At 64.1% G+C, this 18257-nt stretch carries 18 protein-coding genes; 10 read left to right on the top strand and 8 right to left on the bottom strand.

Going from position 1 to position 18257, the window contains the following annotated elements; translation table 11 throughout:
• On the bottom strand, positions 1 to 572 hold a 572-nt coding region (locus G394_RS0112305), incomplete at its 3' end, for an aldehyde ferredoxin oxidoreductase N-terminal domain-containing protein (RefSeq protein WP_028577905.1).
• A 105-nt stretch (positions 573 to 677) separates the two neighbouring features.
• Here G394_RS0112305 and G394_RS19095 point away from each other — a divergent pair.
• Complete coding sequence (locus tag G394_RS19095; RefSeq protein WP_051307165.1) at positions 678 to 1286, top strand: hypothetical protein; 609 nt, start codon at positions 678 to 680, stop codon at positions 1284 to 1286.
• Positions 1286 to 2044, top strand: coding sequence for a septal ring lytic transglycosylase RlpA family protein (locus tag G394_RS0112295; RefSeq protein WP_028577904.1), 759 nt, complete (start codon positions 1286 to 1288; stop codon positions 2042 to 2044). Before G394_RS19095 ends, G394_RS0112295 begins: the two co-directional genes overlap by 1 nt.
• On the opposite strand, the gene G394_RS0112290 is transcribed toward G394_RS0112295, so the two are convergent.
• Positions 2031 to 2324, bottom strand: a complete 294-nt coding sequence (locus G394_RS0112290) for an integration host factor subunit alpha (RefSeq protein WP_028577903.1) — start codon at positions 2322 to 2324, stop codon at positions 2031 to 2033. The genes G394_RS0112295 and G394_RS0112290 overlap by 14 nt on opposite strands.
• A gap of 239 nt (positions 2325 to 2563) precedes the next feature.
• On the opposite strand from G394_RS0112290, the gene G394_RS19090 reads away from it, so the two are divergent.
• From G394_RS19090 to malQ, 7 genes are all read left to right on the top strand, one after another.
• Complete coding sequence (locus tag G394_RS19090) at positions 2564 to 3532, top strand: radical SAM protein (protein ID WP_051307164.1); 969 nt, start codon at positions 2564 to 2566, stop codon at positions 3530 to 3532.
• Positions 3532 to 4842: a 30S ribosomal protein S12 methylthiotransferase RimO gene (rimO, locus tag G394_RS0112280; RefSeq protein WP_028577902.1), complete on the top strand. Its 1311-nt coding sequence runs from the start codon at positions 3532 to 3534 to the stop codon at positions 4840 to 4842. Before G394_RS19090 ends, rimO begins: the two co-directional genes overlap by 1 nt.
• A 161-nt stretch (positions 4843 to 5003) precedes the next feature.
• Positions 5004 to 6749, top strand: a complete 1746-nt coding sequence (locus tag G394_RS0112275) for a 30S ribosomal protein S1 (protein WP_028577901.1) — start codon at positions 5004 to 5006, stop codon at positions 6747 to 6749.
• An 86-nt stretch (positions 6750 to 6835) separates the two neighbouring features.
• Positions 6836 to 7927, top strand: coding sequence for an aminofutalosine synthase MqnE (gene mqnE / locus G394_RS0112270; protein ID WP_051307163.1), 1092 nt, complete (start codon positions 6836 to 6838; stop codon positions 7925 to 7927).
• Between the two features lie 128 nt (positions 7928 to 8055).
• Positions 8056 to 8199 carry a hypothetical protein gene (locus G394_RS21410; protein WP_169725561.1) on the top strand — a complete coding sequence of 48 codons (144 nt, stop codon included), beginning with the start codon at positions 8056 to 8058 and terminating at the stop codon, positions 8197 to 8199.
• 141 nt (positions 8200 to 8340) lie between these two features.
• Complete coding sequence (gene glgB, locus G394_RS0112260; protein ID WP_028577899.1) at positions 8341 to 10242, top strand: 1,4-alpha-glucan branching protein GlgB; 1902 nt, start codon at positions 8341 to 8343, stop codon at positions 10240 to 10242.
• Positions 10239 to 11747 carry a 4-alpha-glucanotransferase gene (gene malQ / locus G394_RS0112255; protein WP_028577898.1) on the top strand — a complete coding sequence of 503 codons (1509 nt, stop codon included), beginning with the start codon at positions 10239 to 10241 and terminating at the stop codon, positions 11745 to 11747. Before glgB ends, malQ begins: the two co-directional genes overlap by 4 nt.
• A gap of 68 nt (positions 11748 to 11815) precedes the next feature.
• Here malQ and G394_RS0112250 read toward each other — a convergent pair whose 3' ends face one another.
• From G394_RS0112250 to G394_RS0112225, 6 genes are all read right to left on the bottom strand, one after another.
• Positions 11816 to 12133: a TusE/DsrC/DsvC family sulfur relay protein gene (locus G394_RS0112250; RefSeq protein ID WP_028577897.1), complete on the bottom strand. Its 318-nt coding sequence runs from the start codon at positions 12131 to 12133 to the stop codon at positions 11816 to 11818.
• Between the two features lie 198 nt (positions 12134 to 12331).
• On the bottom strand, positions 12332 to 12679 hold the full coding sequence (locus tag G394_RS19085) for a hypothetical protein (protein WP_043775749.1): 348 nt from the start codon (positions 12677 to 12679) through the stop codon (positions 12332 to 12334).
• 23 nt (positions 12680 to 12702) lie between these two features.
• Positions 12703 to 12921, bottom strand: a complete 219-nt coding sequence (locus G394_RS0112240; protein ID WP_028577896.1) for a CpXC domain-containing protein — start codon at positions 12919 to 12921, stop codon at positions 12703 to 12705.
• 104 nt (positions 12922 to 13025) lie between these two features.
• A complete protein-coding gene (cls, locus tag G394_RS0112235) occupies positions 13026 to 14489 on the bottom strand; it encodes a cardiolipin synthase (RefSeq protein ID WP_245578329.1) in 1464 nt (487 codons plus the stop codon).
• Between the two features lie 6 nt (positions 14490 to 14495).
• Entirely contained in the window at positions 14496 to 16037 is a 1542-nt protein-coding gene (locus G394_RS0112230; protein ID WP_028577894.1) for a PAS domain-containing protein, read from the bottom strand.
• A 317-nt stretch (positions 16038 to 16354) separates the two neighbouring features.
• The gene (locus tag G394_RS0112225; protein ID WP_028577893.1) at positions 16355 to 16867 is read right to left on the bottom strand and encodes a lipocalin family protein; all 513 of its coding nucleotides are present in this window, start codon (positions 16865 to 16867) and stop codon (positions 16355 to 16357) included.
• A gap of 260 nt (positions 16868 to 17127) precedes the next feature.
• On the opposite strand from G394_RS0112225, the gene G394_RS0112220 reads away from it, so the two are divergent.
• A complete protein-coding gene (locus G394_RS0112220) occupies positions 17128 to 18252 on the top strand; it encodes an efflux RND transporter periplasmic adaptor subunit (protein ID WP_028577892.1) in 1125 nt (374 codons plus the stop codon).
• Positions 18253 to 18257 lie beyond the last annotated feature (5 nt).

Genomic DNA, 18257 nt, shown 5'->3' with positions numbered 1-18257 from the left:
ATGACCGCACCCATGCCGCCGCGGCCGGCGGAACGGGAAGGCAGGCCCTCGGGGTCCGAGAACTGGATGGTGGCGGCGGCCAGGCACTGCTCGCCGGCGGGGCCGACCATGGCGGTCACGGCCTTGTCGCCGTAGGCGGCCAGGAGCTTTTCCTGGGCGGCGTAGGTGCGCATGCCGGCCACGGCGGAATCCTTGAACACGACCTTGTCGGCGGAGACGAAGATCTCCTGCATGGGGCTGCCGGCCTCGGGCTTGTCCTCGAGGATGATGGCCAAAAGGCCCAGCTTGGGCAGGGTGTGGGCGAACTGTCCGCCGGAGTTGCTCTCCTTGATGCCGCCGGTCAGGGGCGACTTGGCGCCCACGGAGACGCGGCCGGAGTTGGCGGCGTTGGTCGGGGCCAGGACGCCGCCGGCGAAAATGAGCTTGTTGTCGGCGGAAAGGGCGTGACAGTCCGCCGGCACTTCCCTATTGACAATTCGTGAAGTCAGGGCGCGGCCGCCGAGACCGGCGTAGTCGCCGAGTTCCTCGAACTTGAAGGACTTTGTCCGGGTATTGATGCGCAGAATCTTCATCGTATACTCCTTGAGTTTGAGCGCGAAATCGCGCGTTGTCTTGCTTTTTACAGAATGATAGCAGACACTCTTCGCATAAAGTCAAGAAGAAAAGGGGGTTATGTCATGCAAGGCATAAATGGACGGATTACAAACCAGCTGTTTCTGGCGGTACCGAAAATTTCCGTATCGGCGTGGCACGGCCTGCTGCGCCGCGGCGTGGGCGTGTTTCTGGACAAGGCGGTCAGCGTTCGCGATTTCATGACGGACGTGCTGGGGATGGATCCGCATTACGCGACCAACAGCGTGCCAGGGCTGTTCCTGAACAGCGCCCCGGTCGACGACTGGCGCGAGGAGCGCGTCGGTGACGGCGACGAGGTCGGCATGAGCGGGACCATGCCCGGACTGTGCGGGATCGCCCTGCGGCGTTCGAGCCCCATCAGGGCCTTTCGTCCGGATCTTGTCAGCCACCACGACAAGGACGAGCGCAAGGGTGGCGTGGCCAAGGTCAAGATGTTCAATTTCGTGGCCCAGGACTGCTTTCCGGCCGTGCTGCGCAACGGCGTCATCGTGCCGGCCAGCTTCCTGTTGGAGTATCTTGACGATGCGGACATCGCCCTGGACGGCTATCAATGCTCCTGGAACGGTTCGACCGTGGATTCCGTCCGGCTTCGCGAACTTCTGGCCGGCGCGGAGGGCGAGATCGAACTGAAGATGACCGAGGCGGACGTGTGATGGCGTTTGGCTCGGGGCGCGGTTTCCGCGCATGCGTGCTGGTGGTCTTTTTGTGCATGGTTGTGATGAGCCTGGCCGGCTGCGGCTCCAAGTACGTGCCCGGTGCCAGCAGCGCACCGCCCCCCCCGGGCCAGAAGGCGCCCGCGGGCAAGGGCGGCACGTACAAGCCCTACACGGTCATGGGGCAGACGTACTACCCCTTGGGCTCGGCGGAGGGCTATGCGGAGACGGGCGTGGCCTCCTGGTACGGGCCGGATTTCCACGGCAAGAAGACGGCCAACGGGGAATGGTACGACATGTATCAGATGACGGCGGCACACCGCATCCTGCCCATGCACACCAAGGTCATGGTCAGGAATCTGGACAACGGGCGGGTGGCCGAAGTGCGCATCAACGATCGCGGTCCCTTCGTGAACAACCGGGTCATCGACCTGTCCTACGCGGCGGCCAGCGCCCTGGGCGTGGTGGGCCCGGGCACGGCCAGGGTCCGTCTCGAAACCATCCCGGGCGAGCGCATCCAGTATGTCGGCCCGTTCTTCGTGCAATACGGGGCCTTCGTGGTCGAGGCCAATGCCCGCAACCTCAGGAACAAGCTCGCGGCCAGGGGATTTCCCGGCACCAGGGTGGCCCGGGGGGAGCTGAACGGAACGACGTACTGGCGGGTGCAGGTCGGGGCCTTCCCCAGCCTGACCGACGCAGAGTCGGCCAGGCAGCGGTTGGTCAGGGAAAGCCCGGACTGCTTCGTTATTGCGGATTGAGCTCGGCGCGCAGCTTGCGGGAAATGCGGAACACGACGACCTTGCGCTCCGAAAGGATGATGGATTCGCTGGTCTGGGGGTTGCGGCCCTTGCGCGCGTCCTTTTCGTAGGCTTCGAACTTGCCGAAACCGCTGATCAGGAGGGAGTGGTCCTTCTTGATGGCGTCCTTCATGATGTCGAGCATGGTCTCGACCTGCGCCTTGACCTCGGCCCTGTTGCGTTCCGACTTTTCGTAGATGGTGTCGACGATTTCAGCCTTGGTGAGGGTGTTGTTGCTCATTGGTCCTCCTGTCGGGCATCTGCCCGGCAACGATATGCTAACTTTCTGCAATAAAAGAAGATTTCTGGAAAAAGGCCGTAAGTCGGCGCGTTCGATGACTATTCTTGGATGAGCAATATCCGACGTGAGTTTTTTTTTCAAGCATAACAGGTTGTTTTTTTTTCTTTTTGACGCATATGACACGAACCCGGACTCTGCGATTTCCGCACCCCGAACCGCGGGCTGAAAAGATTCGGCTCGTGCCGTTCTTTCTGCCCTTCGCGGGCTGTCCCGGCAGGTGCGTTTTCTGCGACCAGAGGGCTCAGACCGGGCAGGACTCGGCCCCCCCGGATGCCGCGCTGCCGGAACTCGAGAGCAGGCTGTCGGGCGCGAGGACGCCCTTCGGGCTGGGCTTTTTCGGGGGGACGTTCACCGGTTTGCCCGTGCCCTGGCAGGACCGTTTCCTGGAAACGGTCGCCCGTTTCAGACGTCCGGGCGGGCTCGTGCATCTGCGGGTTTCCACCAGGCCTGACCGCATCGATTTGGAGACGCTGGCCAGACTCCGTCGGCACGGCGTGGACATGGTCGAGCTCGGGGTACAGACCTTCGATTCCGGGGTGCTGGAACGCAGCGGGCGGGGCTATGGGGGCGAGGTCGCCATGCGGGCCTGCGCAATGGTCCGGGAGGCGGGCCTGGAACTCGGCATCCAGCTCCTTCCCGGGCTGCCGGGCCATGACGCCGCGCTGTGGCGGGAGGATGTGGCCCGCGCTCTGGAGTTGCAGCCGAATGTCATGCGCATCTACCCTTGCGTGGTCATGGCCGGCACTGGGTTGGCGGACATGCACGCCGCAGGCGCATACGCCCCCTGGAGCCTGGAGGAGGCGGTGGCGGAATGCGGGCACGCGCTGTTGCGATTCTGGGAACGGGGCGTGCACGTCATCCGCCTGGGGCTGGCAGGGGAGCCGGACATGCTCGCCCGGCTCGTGGCTGGCCCCTGGCATCCGGCCTTCGGGAACATGGCCCGCAGCCTTGCCCTGCGGCTATTTTTGGAGCAGAGGCTTTTTTCCGCAGGCGGGCGGCTGGCGCGCATTTCCGTGCCGGCCCGGCTCAGCGGCGAGTTCTGGGGGCACGGCCGCGCCAACGCGCCGGCCCTGGCCGGACTCGGCATCGTCAAGGACCGCGTGACATTCTGGCCTGAGCCGGAATTCGAGGCGGAATTGGAGGAATAATGGAAAAAGTGCGAGTACATACCATCAGCCTGGGGTGTCCCAAGAACCAGGTCGACACGGAGTGGATGCTCGGCGGATTCGGCTCCGCCTTCGTCAACGCGGCCGGTCCCGAGGACGCCGACGTGGTCCTCGTCAACACCTGCGGCTTCATCGAGCCCGCGGTCAGCGAGTCGTTGCAGGTCATCCTCGACACTGCCCAGGCCCTGGCGTCCCTCGACCCCAGGCCGCCCCTGGTGGTCACGGGCTGCCTGGTCTCGCGCTACGGCCAGGACCTGCGCGCCGAATTGCCGGAGGTGGACCTTTTCCTGGAGATCCACCGCCAAGGCGAACTGCTGCACCGGGTTCGGGAACTCCTCGCCGCCAGGGACGGCCGTTCGGTCCTGCAGGACTTTCCTCCGGCGCGCCTGCTGACCACGGCGCCCGGTTTCGCCTACCTGAAGATCGCCGAGGGCTGCGACAACCGCTGCCGCTTCTGCACCATCCCCTCCATCCGCGGGCCTTTGGTCAGCCGTCCGGAAAGCGCGATCCTCGACGACGCCAAACGCTGCCTGGATCAGGGCCGCAAGGAACTGGTCCTCATCGCCCAGGACGTCACGGCCTACGGGCGGGACAGGGGCGAAAGAGCCCTGCGCGGCCTGCTCGAAAAGCTCGCGCCCCTGCCGGGCCTGTCCTGGATGCGGCTCATGTATCTCTACCCGGCCGGCCTCGACCGGGATCTGCTGTCCTTCCTGCGCGATCTGGGGCGACCCTTCATCCCCTATTTCGACATCCCCCTGCAGCACGCCCATCCCGACATCCTGGCCTCCATGGGCCGGCCTTTCCGGCGCGACCCGCGGGACGTGGTCGCGCAGGTGCGGGAGTTCTTTCCCGATGCAGCCCTGCGCACGACCTTCATCGTCGGCTACCCCGGAGAGACCGAGGAACGGTTCGCGGCCCTTGAGGCCTTCGTGCGCGATGCCCGCTTCATGCACCTGGGCGTCTTCCCCTACTACCCCGAGGACGGCTCCGAGGCCGCGGTGCTGCCGGACCAGTTGCCCGACGCGGTCAAGGAGGAGCGGCGCGACCGCATCATGACCCTGCAGGCCGAAATCAGCGAAGAACTGCTGGCGGAATTCGAAGGCGCGGAACTCGAGGTGCTGGTGGACAGGCCCCATGAGGAGTGGCCCGGCCTTTATGAAGGCAGGACCTGGTTCCAGGCCCCGGAGGTGGACGGAATTACCTACGTCAGCGGGGAGAATGTACGGCCGGGCCGCATGGTCAGGGCCGTGATCGAGGAGACCAAGACCTACGACCTCGTCGCCCTGGCCTGAGTGTTTCATCCGTAATATTTCGGAATCAAATGAGGAAAAGGTTCGTGCATGCAAAAGGGCAAAGCGCCAGACCTTATTTTTTCCCGCAGATTATTCTGGTTGTCAAGGTAGGGTCACTCTGCTAGGACTGCCCAAATTTATTTTCGTTAGGGGGTAAACACATGAACAACACTCAAACCACGACCGAGTCCATGAACGATTTCGATATGGAGATGGATTTCGAGTCCCAACTCGAGAACTATCTCAACTCCGACTTCGGCGACATCGAAGAAGGCGTGATCGTTTCCGGTGAAGTCGTAAAGATCGACGAAACCTACATTCTCGTGGACGTCAACTTCAAGTCCGAAGGCCAGATTCCGATCGAGGAATTCATGGAAAACGGCCAGGTGGCGGTCAAAGTCGGCGACACCGTAGACGTATATGTCGTCCGCAAGAACGAGCGCGAAGGCTCCATCGTTCTTTCCCGTGAAAAGGCCAAGCGCATGCAGGTCCTGGACGAGCTGGAGAAGCTCCTGGAGACCGGCGATGTCGTGGTCGGCCGCATCGTCCGCCGCATCAAGGGTGGATATGTCGTTGAAATCAAGGGCATCGAGGCCTTCCTGCCCGGTTCCCATGTCGATCTGCGTCCCGTTCCGGACATGGACGCCCTGGTCAACCAGGATTTCGAATTCCGCGTGCTGAAGATCAACCGCCGCCGTAGCAACGTCATCGTCTCCCGCCGCGTGCTGCTTGAGGAAGACCGCGACCGCAAGCGCGGCGAGTTGCTGACCACCCTCGAAGAGGGCCAGACCGTCAAGGGCGTGGTCAAGAACATCACCGAATACGGCGTGTTCATCGACCTCGGCGGCCTCGACGGCCTGCTGCACATTACCGACATGTCCTGGAAGCGCATCAAGCACCCCAAGGAAATGGTCCAGCTGGGCGACGAACTGACCCTGAAGGTCCTGTCCTTCGACAAGAACGACAAGAAGGTCTCCCTGGGCCTGAAGCAGCTGGTGCAGGACCCCTGGTCCAACATCTCCGAAAAGTACCCCGAGGGCCACAAGCTGTCCGGCAAGGTCACCAACCTGGTGGACTACGGTGCGTTCGTGGAACTGGAGCCCGGCGTCGAAGGCCTGGTGCACATCTCCGAGATGTCCTGGACCCGCAAGCTGCGCCACCCCTCCCAGATGGTCCGCCCCGGCGACGAGGTGGATGTCGTCATCCTGGGTGTGGATGTGGACCGCAAGCGCATTTCCCTCGGCATGAAGCAGGTCGCCCCGAACCCGTGGGACCTGGTGGCCGAGAAGTACCCCGAGGGCACCATCCTTGAGGCCAGCGTCAAGAACATCACCGAGTTCGGCCTGTTCATCGGCATCGAGGACGGCATCGACGGCCTGATCCACGTGTCCGACCTGTCCTGGACCAAGAAGATCCGCCACCCCAACGAGCTCTACAAGGTGGGCGACGTTGTCCGCGCCAAGGTTCTGACCGTGGACAAGGAGAACGAGAAGTTCACCCTGGGCATCAAGCAGCTGGCCGATGATCCGTGGCTGGACGTGCCCAACCGCTACCCCGTGGGCACCCTGCTGACCGGAACCATCACGAACATCACGGACTTCGGTCTGTTCGTTGAGGTCGAGGAAGGCATCGAGGGCCTGGTCCACGTCAGCGAGATGAGCAAGAAGAAGATCAAGAGCCCCAAGGAAGCCTTCAACGAGGGCGACGCCATCGAGGCCAAGGTCATCCACGTCAGCGCCGACGAGCGCCGTCTGGGCCTGTCCCTGAAGCAGCAGGACGAGCGCAAGCGCCCCGGTGGCGGCGAGTTCCGTACCACCCAGAGCGGCACCATGACCGGCAGCAACCTGGGCGACATGATCCGTCAGAAGATGGAAGAGAACGCCGACGCCGAGACGGAAGAAGAATAAGCGTAACGGCAGCTTCGCGCCGGAACGAACATGACACGAGGCTGCATCCGAACGGGTGCGGCCTCATTTTTTTGGGGGATGAGACTATGATGGAAAGCGGACTCGACAGCGCCGCCAGAAAGCGGCTGGCCACATTGAAACCCGGCGAGCGCATCGACGCGCAGTTCGCCCTGGAACTCGGGCTCAAGGCATCTGTCCACGAGTTGGGCGAGGCGGCCTTGCGCCAGCGCAGGGCCAGGCACGGTGACCGGGCCTACTACGTCTACAACCAGCACCTGAACTACACCAACGTGTGCCGCAACCAGTGCCGCTTCTGCGCCTTCTTCAAGAAGGCGGGGGAGGAGGGCGGGTATACCTACTCCCTGGAAGAGGCCAGGAAGCGCCTCATGGACCGCATCGACGAGCCCATCCGCGAGATCCACATCACCGGCGGCCTCAACCCCGACCTGCCTTATCAATATTATCTGGACCTGCTGGCCCTGTGCAAGGAAGTGCGGCCGAACGCCGTGGTCAAGGCCTTCACCGCCGTGGAGGTGGCGCATTTCGCCGACACCTTGGGCACCGACGAGGCCACTGTGCTGCGGGAGATGAAGGCCGTCGGCCTGGACGCCCTGCCCGGCGGCGGCGCCGAGGTCTTCTCGCCGGCCATGCGCGAGAAGCTCTGTCCGGAAAAAGTCACGGCGGACCGCTGGCTGCATATCCACGGCCTGGCCCACGACATGGGCATGAAGACCAACTCGACCATGCTCTTCGGGCACATCGAGTCCTGGGAGGACCGCATCTACCACATGGAGCGCCTGCGCGCCCTGGAGGACGAGAAGCCTGGCTTCATCGTCTTCATCCCCCTGGCCTACCAGTCGCGCAACAACGCCCTGGGCGTGCCCGGCCCCACGGGCGAGGAGTACCTGCGCACCATCTCCGTGGCGCGCCTGTTCCTGGACAACATCCCGCACATTAAGGCCTACTGGGCCTTCGCCGGCATCAAGGCCGCCCAGATGGCCCTGTGGGCCGGGGCCGACGATTTCGACGGGACCATCGTGGAGGAGAAGATCGGCCACGCCGCCGGGGCGGACACGCCCAAGGGCATGACGGTCTCCGAACTGGTGGAAACCATCGCGGCCACGGGTTTCACCCCGGTCGAGCGCGACACCTTCTTCGAGGAAGTGGTTTCGGCGTGAGGATGACGTGGCCTTCCGGCCGGGTCCGGGATGGCCGCACCGCCCTTTTTCCTTGACTTTTTCGGTCAAGATATGGTTGTGAAAAGTTCCACATACGACTTGCCGGGACACGTTACGAGGAGGATGTCATGCTGGGAGAGCTTTTCGGGAACATGATGCACAGCACGGTGCAGGGCTTCATCGGAGTCATCGGAATTTTCACGTACCTCGCGGCCATCGTCATCGCCGCGCTGTACCGCATCAAGGAAGGCATGAACGAACACCACCACTAGGATCGATCCTGCGGTCGGTGACTGGAAGCGCGGCGTCGACCGCGCTTTTTTTTTCGCCTTTTTGGCGTCGAAAAGCTTCTTTCCTTGCCAATGCGCCTGTCTCTTTCCTATCGTGAAATCTCGAATATCCGGAGGTGTTCTATGGATGCACGGCGCAGTCTCGGCGATTTGGACATATATCTCTTCAAGCAGGGCCGGCACACCCGGCTTTACGAGCATTTCGGGGCCCACCCGGAATCCCTGGGGCCGGACTCGGCCGGCACGCGGTTCGTGGTCTGGGCGCCCAACGCCGCCTTCGTCTCAGTGGTCGGGGATTTCAATGGCTGGGACCGGTCCGCCGCGCCCATGAGCCTGCGGGCCGACAGCTCGGGCGTGTGGGAATGCTTCGTGCCCGGCGCGGCGCACGGCCAGCGCTACAAGTACTTCCTGTCCTGGCCCGGCGGGGAGGCCGAGCGGGCCGACCCCTTCGCCCTGTTCAGCGAGGAACCGCCGGCCACGGCCTCCGTCATCTGGGACCTGCAGTACGAGTGGGGGGACGGGGAGTGGATGGCCGCGCGCTGGCGGCAGAACTCCCTGGACGGCCCCTGGTCCGTGTACGAGGTGCATCTGGGGTCGTGGCGGCGCGACGAGCACGGCAACTTCATGAACTACCGCCGCATGGCCCACGAGCTGGCCGATTACGTCAGGGACGCCGGGTTCACCCATGTCGAGATCATGCCCGTGGCCGAGCACCCCTTCTACGGCTCCTGGGGCTACCAGAGTACGGGCTATTTCGCGCCGACCAGCCGCTACGGGTGCCCCCAGGATTTCCGCTATCTCGTCGACCATCTGCACCGCCAGGGCATCGGCGTAATCCTCGACTGGGTGCCGGGACACTTCCCCATGGACGCCCACGGCCTGGCCAATTTCGACGGCACGGCCCTGTTCGAGCACGCCGACCCGCGCCAGGGTTTCCACCCCGAGTGGAAGAGCGCCATCTTCAACTACGACCGCTACGAGGTGGCCGGATTCCTGATCTGCAACGCCATGTACTGGGTGCGGGAGTTCCACCTCGACGGCCTGCGCGTGGACGGCGTGGCCTCCATGCTCTACCTCGACTATTCGCGCGAGCACGGCGAGTGGATTCCCAACCGCCACGGAGGCCGGGAGAACCTGGGTGCCATCGAACTGCTGCGCGAACTGAACAAGGCGGTTTACGAGGAGTTCCCTGACGTGCAGACTATCGCCGAGGAGTCCACCTCCTGGCCCATGGTCTCCAAACCCGTCTATCTCGGGGGGCTGGGCTTTGGCCTGAAGTGGAACATGGGCTGGATGAACGATTCCCTGGCCTACATGGAACTCGACCCCATCTACCGCAAATTCCACCACAACCTGCTGACGTTCGCCCTGTGGTACGCCTACGCCGAGAACTTCGTCCTGCCCCTGTCCCATGACGAGGTGGTCTACGGGAAGAAGTCCCTCATCTCCAAGATGCCGGGGGACTACTGGCAGCAGATGGCGGGTTTGCGCACGCTTTTCGGGTACATGTACGGCCTGCCGGGAAAGAAGCTGCTCTTCATGGGCGCGGAGTTCGGGCAGTGGGGCGAATGGAACCACGACCAGGCCCTGGACTGGGATCTGCTCCGGTTCCCGGCCCATGACGGCATCCGCGCCTGGGTGCGGGACCTGAATCGGCTGTACCGGGAATGCCCGGCCCTGCACGAGCTGGATTTCGACCCGACCGGCTTCGCCTGGGAGAACTGCCACGATTCCGACCAGAGCGTGCTCAGCTTCTTCCGTCGCGACAGGTCCGGCCGGTCGGTGCTCGTAGTCTGCAACTTCACGCCCGTTCCGCGCGAAAACTATGCCGTGGGCGTGGGCGTCGACGGGCCGTGGCGCGAGGCCCTGAACTCGGACAGCGAACTCTACGGCGGCAGCGGCATGGGCAACATGGGCCGGGTGCGCGCCGAGCCCATCCCGGTGCACGGCCTGCCGTACTCCCTCAACCTGGTGCTGCCGCCTCTGGGCGTGCTCTATCTCCTGCCGGAGGGAGGCGGGGCATGAACGCGCAGCGCCGTTGCGGCGTGCTCATGCACGTGACGTCCCTGCCGTGCCGTCACGGTCTGGGGGATTTCGGCCCCCAAGCCCACGCCTTCGTCGATTTTCTGGCCGACGCGGGCCAGAGCCTGTGGCAGATGCTGCCCCTGACGCCCATCAACGCCGGCGCCGGCAATTCGCCGTACAGCAGCTATTCGGCTTTCGCGGGCAACACGCTGTTCATCAGCCCGGACATGCTCGTGCGGCAGGGTCTGCTGCGCCAGGCGGAGTTGGACCGGGAGCCCTCGTTCCCCACGGGCCGGGTTGACTACGCGGTGGCCGCGTCCTGGCGGAGCAGGCTCCTCGAACACGTTTTCGACAACGTCTTTCCCCGCCTGCGGAGCGATGCGGTGTTCGAACGATTTTGTCGGGCCGAGGCCTTCTGGCTTGACGACTACTGTCTGTTCACGGCCCTCAAGCGCGAACACGGCGGGGCGCCGTGGTATCGCTGGGGAGAGGGCTTGCGCCTGCGCCGTCCGGCCGACCTGGAGCGGGCCCGCCAGCGGCTCGGCTACGACATTCTGCGGGAAAGGTACCTGCAGTTCCTCTTTTCCCTGCACTGGAGGAACCTGCACGAGTACGCGGCGTCCAGGGGCGTGGCCATCATCGGCGACACGCCCATCTACGTCAGCCTCGACAGCTGCGACGTGTGGTCGCACCGCGAGTTGTTCGAACTCGATGATCAGGGCCTGCCCGTTTTCTGTGCGGGCGCTCCGCCGGACTATTTCTCCGAGACGGGGCAGATGTGGGGCAACCCCATCTACGCCTGGGAGCGGCACGAGAAGGACGGGTTCGGATGGTGGCGCAGCCGGCTCGCTCACGAGAGCCGGCGGTTCGACATGGTCCGGCTTGACCATTTCCGGGGGTTCTGCGGCTTCTGGCAGGTCCCGGCCTGCGAACCGACTGCCGAGAACGGGCTTTGGATTCCGGGGCCGGGACGGCGGCTTTTCACCGAGCTTGTCGGCAGCATTCCCGGCCTGTCCCTGCTGGCCGAGGATCTCGGCGTCATCACTGCGGACGTGACGGAACTCATGGACGAGTTCGGTTTCCCGGGCATGAAGATCCTGCAGTTCGCCTTCTCCCCGGACATGGGCAAGAACGCCTACATCCCCCACAACGTCGTGTCGAATTGCGCGGTCTACACCGGCACCCATGACAACAACACCTCGCGCGGCTGGTTCGCCCGGGAGCTGGACGAGGCTGGTCGCGCACGCCTGTCGGCCTACGCCGGGCGCGAGGTGCGCGAGGACCAGGCGGCGGACGTCCTGATCCGCATGGCGCTGGGCAGCGTGGCCAGGCTGTGCGTCATCCCCATGCAGGACTATCTAGGACTGGGCGAGGAGGGGCGCATGAACATGCCGGGCGTGGCCGGAGGGAACTGGGGCTGGAGGGCGGAGGACGGGGCGATGACGGCATCGCTCGCCAGCCGGATGCGTAGGCTGGCCGACATCTACGGCCGGATTCCCGACTGAGGGGACCGCGCGGACGGCAAAAAAAAACCCTGCGTGAGCAGGGTTTTTTTTTTCGGAAAAAGATCGAACTACACGCAGCCGGTGGGCTTGGGCAGGCCGGCCATCTTGCAGGCGCCTTTGCCGGGGCCGGAGGGGAACAGTTCGTAGATCTGCTTCAGCTTGTAGCCGGTGGACTTGGAAAGAATGCGGACCATCGGGGCGATGCCGTTCTTCTTGTAGTAGTCCTGCAGGAAGTCCAGGATCTGCTGATGAGCTTCGGTGATCTCGGCGATGCCTTCGCTGTCCTTGACGTACTCGACCCACTCGGGGGACCAGTCTTCGAACTTCAGCAGGAAACCGTCTTCGTCGATTTCGAAAGATTTACCCTGGAATTCAATTGTTGCCATGCTCAAATCCTCCTTAGATGTTGTTCCTCAAAATTTTTCCTTCCGGAAAAAGAGTTTGCAAAGGCTCTCCCTATGGTGAAGGGGGGTGTTTGTCAATTGGACATACCGTCTTCACCCTGCAAGTCGACAATGTTTCTCTGTCTAGCAGATAGGGGGCGACACTTCAACAGGAAAGAAGCGGATCTCCCTGCAGCCTTCCTATTTGAAATCCCTGACAATTATCTGCTCCTTGCGCATCCTGCACCAGGACGGACGATCGTCCTCGTCGGGGATGGGACGCCGGCTCGGCGGGCCGACATTGCAGACGCGCCGCCCCTCCACCAGGCTCAGGAACGGACACTCGTCGCAGGCCGTCACGACCATGAAGGTCTGGGCGCCGGCGAAGTCCCGGACGTTTTTCTGGCCCGAGCGCAGTCCGCACCAGGCGGGGCGGTCGTCCCCGTCGGGTATGGGCCGCTGTGCGGGCGAGGCGATGTTGCAGGCGCGCTTCCCGTCGACGAGGGTCAGGAAGGGGCATTGGGAGCATTTTGTGGCGACGAAGATCATGCGATTCAGCTCTGGTTCAGGTTCTAGACGTCGGCGGGCAGGGGGATTTCGCTGCAGTAGTCGTCCCAGTCGGCGCAGGCCAGTCCCATGGGCATTTCAAAGCTCGCCTGGCAGTGGGGGCAGAGCACGCGGATGGTCGCGTCGTTGCCGAAGGCTTCGCGCATGGCGTCCTCGGTGTGAATCGCTTCGGTGCGGTGCCCGCAGCTGGGGCAGGTCGCGGAAACGGTGAATTCCTTGCTCACGGCGGTCCTCCTTGTGATCATGGGCTGATATGGGGTGTCTTTCTGCATACGGTGTCGGGGCTGGCCCGTCAAAGTCAAATCGATTGCGGGCGCGAGGTCTCCGGTCAGAGGTAGGGCGAGAAGAGCCAGAAAAAGGCGTCGCGCAGGCGCGCGGGCAGCGGCCGACCTTGGAGCTCCTGCCGAGTCACGGGGCGGCTTGCGGCCATGACCGCATCGAAGTGCCGGGTCAGGCGCTCGGTCAGATGCCGGTCCAGGACTTCGAGGGTCAGTTCGAAATTGAGGCGCAGACTGCGATTGTCCATGTTGGCCGAGCCGAGGTGCACGTAGCAGTCGTCCACGAGCATGAGCTTCGTGTGGCAGAAGGGGGCCGGCTGAAAGGACACCTTGATGCCCGAGCGCAGCAGTTCCTCCAGGATGTGGTTCGTGGCCCAGTGCACGAAGGGCAGGTTGTTGCGGGCCGGCAGGATGACCTCGACGTTCACGCCCCTGAGCCTGGCCGATTGCAGGGAGCTCAGGAACGTGCCGGGCGGCAGGAAGTAGGGGGTCATGATCTTGATCGAGAATTCGGCCGCCGAAACGATGCCCGTGATCAGGGTCTTGAGATTGTCCTCATGCAGGTTCGGCCCGTCGATCACGGTCCGGCAGAGGCAGTCGCCAGCGGGTTCCGTGGCCAGCACGGGCGGGTGGATGCGCTCCCGGGTGGTGAAAAGCCAGTCGTCGACGAACGTGTCCTGCAACTGCGAAACGACGGGGCCGCGGACGATGAAGTGCACGTCCGTCACCGGCCAGAGGGGCTTGGACCCCAGCACGTGTTTTTGGCTTATGTTCATGCCGCCCGTGAAGGCCAGAATGCCGTCGACCACCAGGATTTTGCGGTGGTTGCGCATGTTCATGTGCAGGTTCGGCGGGATGAGGGCCGGGGGGATGAACAGGGCCGTGGCGACCCCTTTCTGGCGCAGCAGGCGTGAAGCCAGGGGCCAGGAGTATTTTTCGCCCACACCGTCGATGAGGACGCGCACCTCGACCCCGCGGGCCGCGGCCCGCGCCAGGGCGTCGATGAAGGCGCGGCCGGTGGCGTCCGTGTCGAGGATATAGGTCGTGAGGTAGACGCTTTGTTCGGATGTTTCGATGGCCTGGAGCATGAGCGGATACGCCTCGTCGCCGTTGACGAGGGGCTCCACGCAGTTGCCGCCCGTCAGTTCCGTCTCCAGAACGTTGCGGCCCACACGCTCCAGACGCTGAAACGACCGGAACAGGACGGTCGGGTTGACCACGGCGCAGCTTAGGGCTGACGGGGAGTGCCTTTCGCCCGCAAGGGCGTCGATCTCGCGACGCATGCGCGAGGCGCTGCGGCGCACGCGGTTCACCCCGAAGAGGATGTACAGAATGGGCCCGGCCAAGGGGAAGGTCAGACAGACCCCGACCCAGCCCAGGGCCGAGCGGGAGTCGCTCTTGTTCAGCAGGGCGTGGCCGGCGGCGCCCAGGGCAAGGACGGCCAGCAGGGCGAGCCCGATCCAGTTCAGCACGGCCATGTGCTCACCACACTCGTCCAGGGTTCGGCCCGCCATCAGGCATCAGGAGCCCCCTCCTGCGTCCGGTTTGGTCTCCGGCGGCGTGGCGCATTCCAAGGGGTCTCCCAGGCAGGAGTTGAAGATGTCGAGGATGGCCCTGTCCAGGTATGCCTCCTCCCGGTAGGTCAGAAAGGCGGAGTTGAAGGCCTTGGTCACGGCCGTGATCTTGGTGTAGGCCTGCTCCAGCCCCTGGCAGTAGGCGCGCAGGGCCGCACAGGCGCCCTCCCACGTCTGGGCGGTGCCCTCGGACAGGGTGTCGCGCGCGACGGTCTCCAGGGACTCGATTTCCTCCAGGATGCCTTCCTTGGCGTTGACGATATGCATGAGGTGGGTGTTCAGATAGTGGCACATGCCCCCGGCGGCGTTGCGCAGCACCCGGTTGCGCTGGTCCTCCATGGCCTGGGTGATGTTGTGCACGATGCCCTCGTAGGACACCAGGTATCCGGAATCGTCGGTCTTGGCCCGGGCCGTGATGGCCACTTCGACGGCGCGGCCGTCCTTGAGGCGGAAGCGGACATGCCGGTCCGCGACGAAGCCCTGTTCGTTGATCTGGGCCAGGAGGCCGGCCCGCTCGGACAGGTCCTCGTAGAAGTCCTTGAGGTTCGCGGCCAGGGCCTCCTCACGGCAGGCGAAACCGAGCATCTGGACGCCGGCGTCGTTGATGTCGAGGAAATTCCCTTCGGGCGTCACGGAATAGGCCATGTCCTTGGTGCCTTGGAAGAAATCCCGGTATTTTTCCTCGCTGCGTTTCAGGGCGTCCAGGGCCTCTTTCTGGTCGGTGATGTCGCGGATGACGTGGTCGATGCGCCGCACCGAGCGGGCCGTGCAGTAGACCAGGTGGGCCTCGTCGTGGACCCACTTGATGCGGCCGTTGGTGCTGATGATGCGGTACTGCATCTCGCCGAACTCGTCGTCCTCCATGGAGTTGTAGAAGTTGCGGACCTGCGCCCTGTCTTCGGGGTGCACGAAGTGCATGAGTTGCGTGGCCCCGGCGTTGAAGGCGCGGCGGGGGATTCCGTAGAGCGCTTCGGCCGCGGGGTTGATGGCCAGGATGGAATGGTCCGTAGGCGAAAGGGAGACCACCACGTCGTTCATGGCGTGCAGGATGCTTTCCAGGCGGTCCTTGACGCGCTGCAGTTCGATGCGGGTCCTGCGGCGCTCGGTGATGTCGGTGATGGCTGCCAGGATGGCCGGTGCGCCGCCGCAGTCGATGACCGTCAGCTTCATTTCCACGGTGGCGTCCTCTCCAGGCCGGGAGATGGAGAACTCGATGCGGTTCGGGAGCTCCGGGGTGTAGAGCTTGTCCACGCAATGGCGGGCCACCCGGTCCCGGTCCTCGGGTATGACCAGGTCTGCCAGGGGCTTGCCCATGAGGCCCGTGAAGTCCGTGCCAATGATTTCGCAGAAGGCGCCGTTGGTGAAGACGATGTTGCCTTCACGCAGGATGAGCACGCCGTCGTTGATGTGCCGGACGATGCCCTGGTAGTCGATGCTTTCCCGGCAGACGTTCAGCAGGTTGGCGTCTTCGAAGCAAGATCCGTTCATGTTCCGCGCTCCTGATTCCCGGCAGGCCGGCCGTGCGGGCGGCCTGTCATTGCGGAAACGATATGCGTTTTGCCCCTTGGAGGGCCAGAGATTTTTGCAGTGCGCCGGAATTTCGCGGTCGTGGCGGCGTTGGGGCGCGTGGAACGCGTGCATGAATGGCGAGGATGGCGAACGAAAATCAAACGAAGAGATGCGGCCTGCGAAACGGTGCCGGCGCGTCTTTCGGAAAGGCGGCCGTTCCGTTGCGTCCTGCCCGGACATGCCGTCTGCGCGGGCGCGGTTTCACCTCCGGGAGCGGTCGCGGCCCTGCGCCGCGATCATTCGTGTTCGACGAAGATGAGCCCTTCCGTCTTGAAGCCGCGCTCAGCGGCCTTGGCCACGAGTTCCTTCCTCAGGGTCTCGTCCATGAACGGCTCGCGCGCCAGAATCCAGAGGTAGGATGTGTCCGGCCCGCTGACCACGGCATAGGCGTAGTTTGCGTAGTCGAGTTCGAAGACCACATAGGAGCCGTAAAATGGGCCGAAAAAGGAGACCTTGAGGAATCCCGTCTGCGGGTCGTCTACGAAATAGGCCCGGCCCTCGGCCTGTTTCCATTTTTCGTCCCTGGCGGAATAACCGCGGTTGACGACGCGCACGCCGCCGTCTTCGCGCAGGCTGTACTGCGCCGTGACATGGCTCAGGCCGCGTTCGAAGGGGTGGTCCAGCCTGGCGATTTCGTACCAGGTGCCGAGATAGCGCTCCAGGCGGAAGTCGCTGACGGGGCGCACGTTCTCGGGCAGGGTGACGCAGCCGCCGACCAGCAGGGCGAGCAAAGCGACGAGTTTTTTCATGCGTGCCTCCGGAAGATGGTTGCGGCCGACGCCGGGACCGTCGATCTTAGGTCGAGCGTTCCCTCACGTGCGGGAAATGTCAATGCCGGTTGCATTTCGGGTGCAGGTTCCGATGCACGTGCCGCCGCGGGCCTGCGTATTTGCAGGGAGTTTTTTCTGTTGCGACCTGCCAAGGGTTCTTTACGAGCGAACAGGTTTGCATGTAGGAGCGTGCATTGGCCGCCATGGGCGGATTGCATAAACCCAAGCATCGGATTGCCATGATCAGAAAAATTCTCCTCGCCCTTCTCCTTGTCGCAGCCGTGGCCGGCGGGCTTGCCGGCATCAAGGCCCTGCAGATCAAAAAAATGATCGACCAGGGCAAGTCCATGGTCATGCCTCCCGCAGTGGTCTCGGCCGTCAACGCCACGTCGGCTTCGTGGGAGACGGTGCTGACCGCCGTCGGGTCGGTCACGGCAGTGCAGGGTGTGACCCTGACCGCCGAGATTCCGGGCAAGGTCGTGCGCATTCTCTTCGACTCGGGCGACCGCGTGTCTGCCGGGGACGCCCTGGTGCAGCTGGACGTGTCGCAGGAGGCTGCGCAGCTGCGCGCCCTCGAGGCCAGCGAGAACCTGGCCCGCGTCAACCTGAAGCGCATGGAATCCCTGTTGGCCCAACGCACCACGGCCAAGGCCGAGTACGACACCGCCCTGGCTACGCACCGGCAGCTCCTGGCCGAGATGGACGCCCTGCGGGCCGTCATCGCCAAGAAGACCATTCGCGCCCCCTTTGCCGGGACCCTGGGCATCCGCCAGGTCAACCTCGGTCAGATCCTGGGCGACAGCGACGTCATCGCCAGCCTGCAGCACCTCGACACCGTGCACGTCGAGTTCGTGCTGCCTCAGCAGCAGGTCGCGCAGGTGCACCCCGGCGTCACGGTCCGCGTGACCTCCGACGCCGTGCCCGGCAAAACCCTGGAAGGGCGGCTCACGGCCATCGAGCCCCTGGCCGACAGCTCCACGCGCACGGTGCGCATGCAGGCGGTGCTGGGCAATCCCGGCCAGGCCTTGCGGCCGGGCATGTTCGTCAATGTCGGAGTGGCCCTGCCCGATGAGCGCGTCGTGACCACCGTTCCCGTCACCGCCGTGCTTTCTGCGGCCTACGGGGCCTCGGTCTTCCTGGTCGAGGCGGCCGAGGGCAACGGCAGCGAAGGCCTGAAACTGCGCCAGCAGTTCGTGACCCTCGGCGAGCGGCGCGGCGATTTCGTGGCCGTGACCAAGGGGATCGAGCCCGGCCAGACCGTGGTCAGCACGGGCGTCTTCAAGTACCGCAACGGGCAGCCCGTGGTCGTGGACAACACCCTGGCCCCGGAATTCAAGACCGCGCCGACCCCGGAAAACTCCTGATGCCG

Origin of the sequence: Desulfomicrobium escambiense DSM 10707, assembly GCF_000428825.1 — a bacterium.
Lineage (GTDB): Bacteria > Desulfobacterota > Desulfovibrionia > Desulfovibrionales > Desulfomicrobiaceae > Desulfomicrobium > Desulfomicrobium escambiense.
This window is presented reverse-complemented; position numbering and strand designations above follow the sequence as displayed.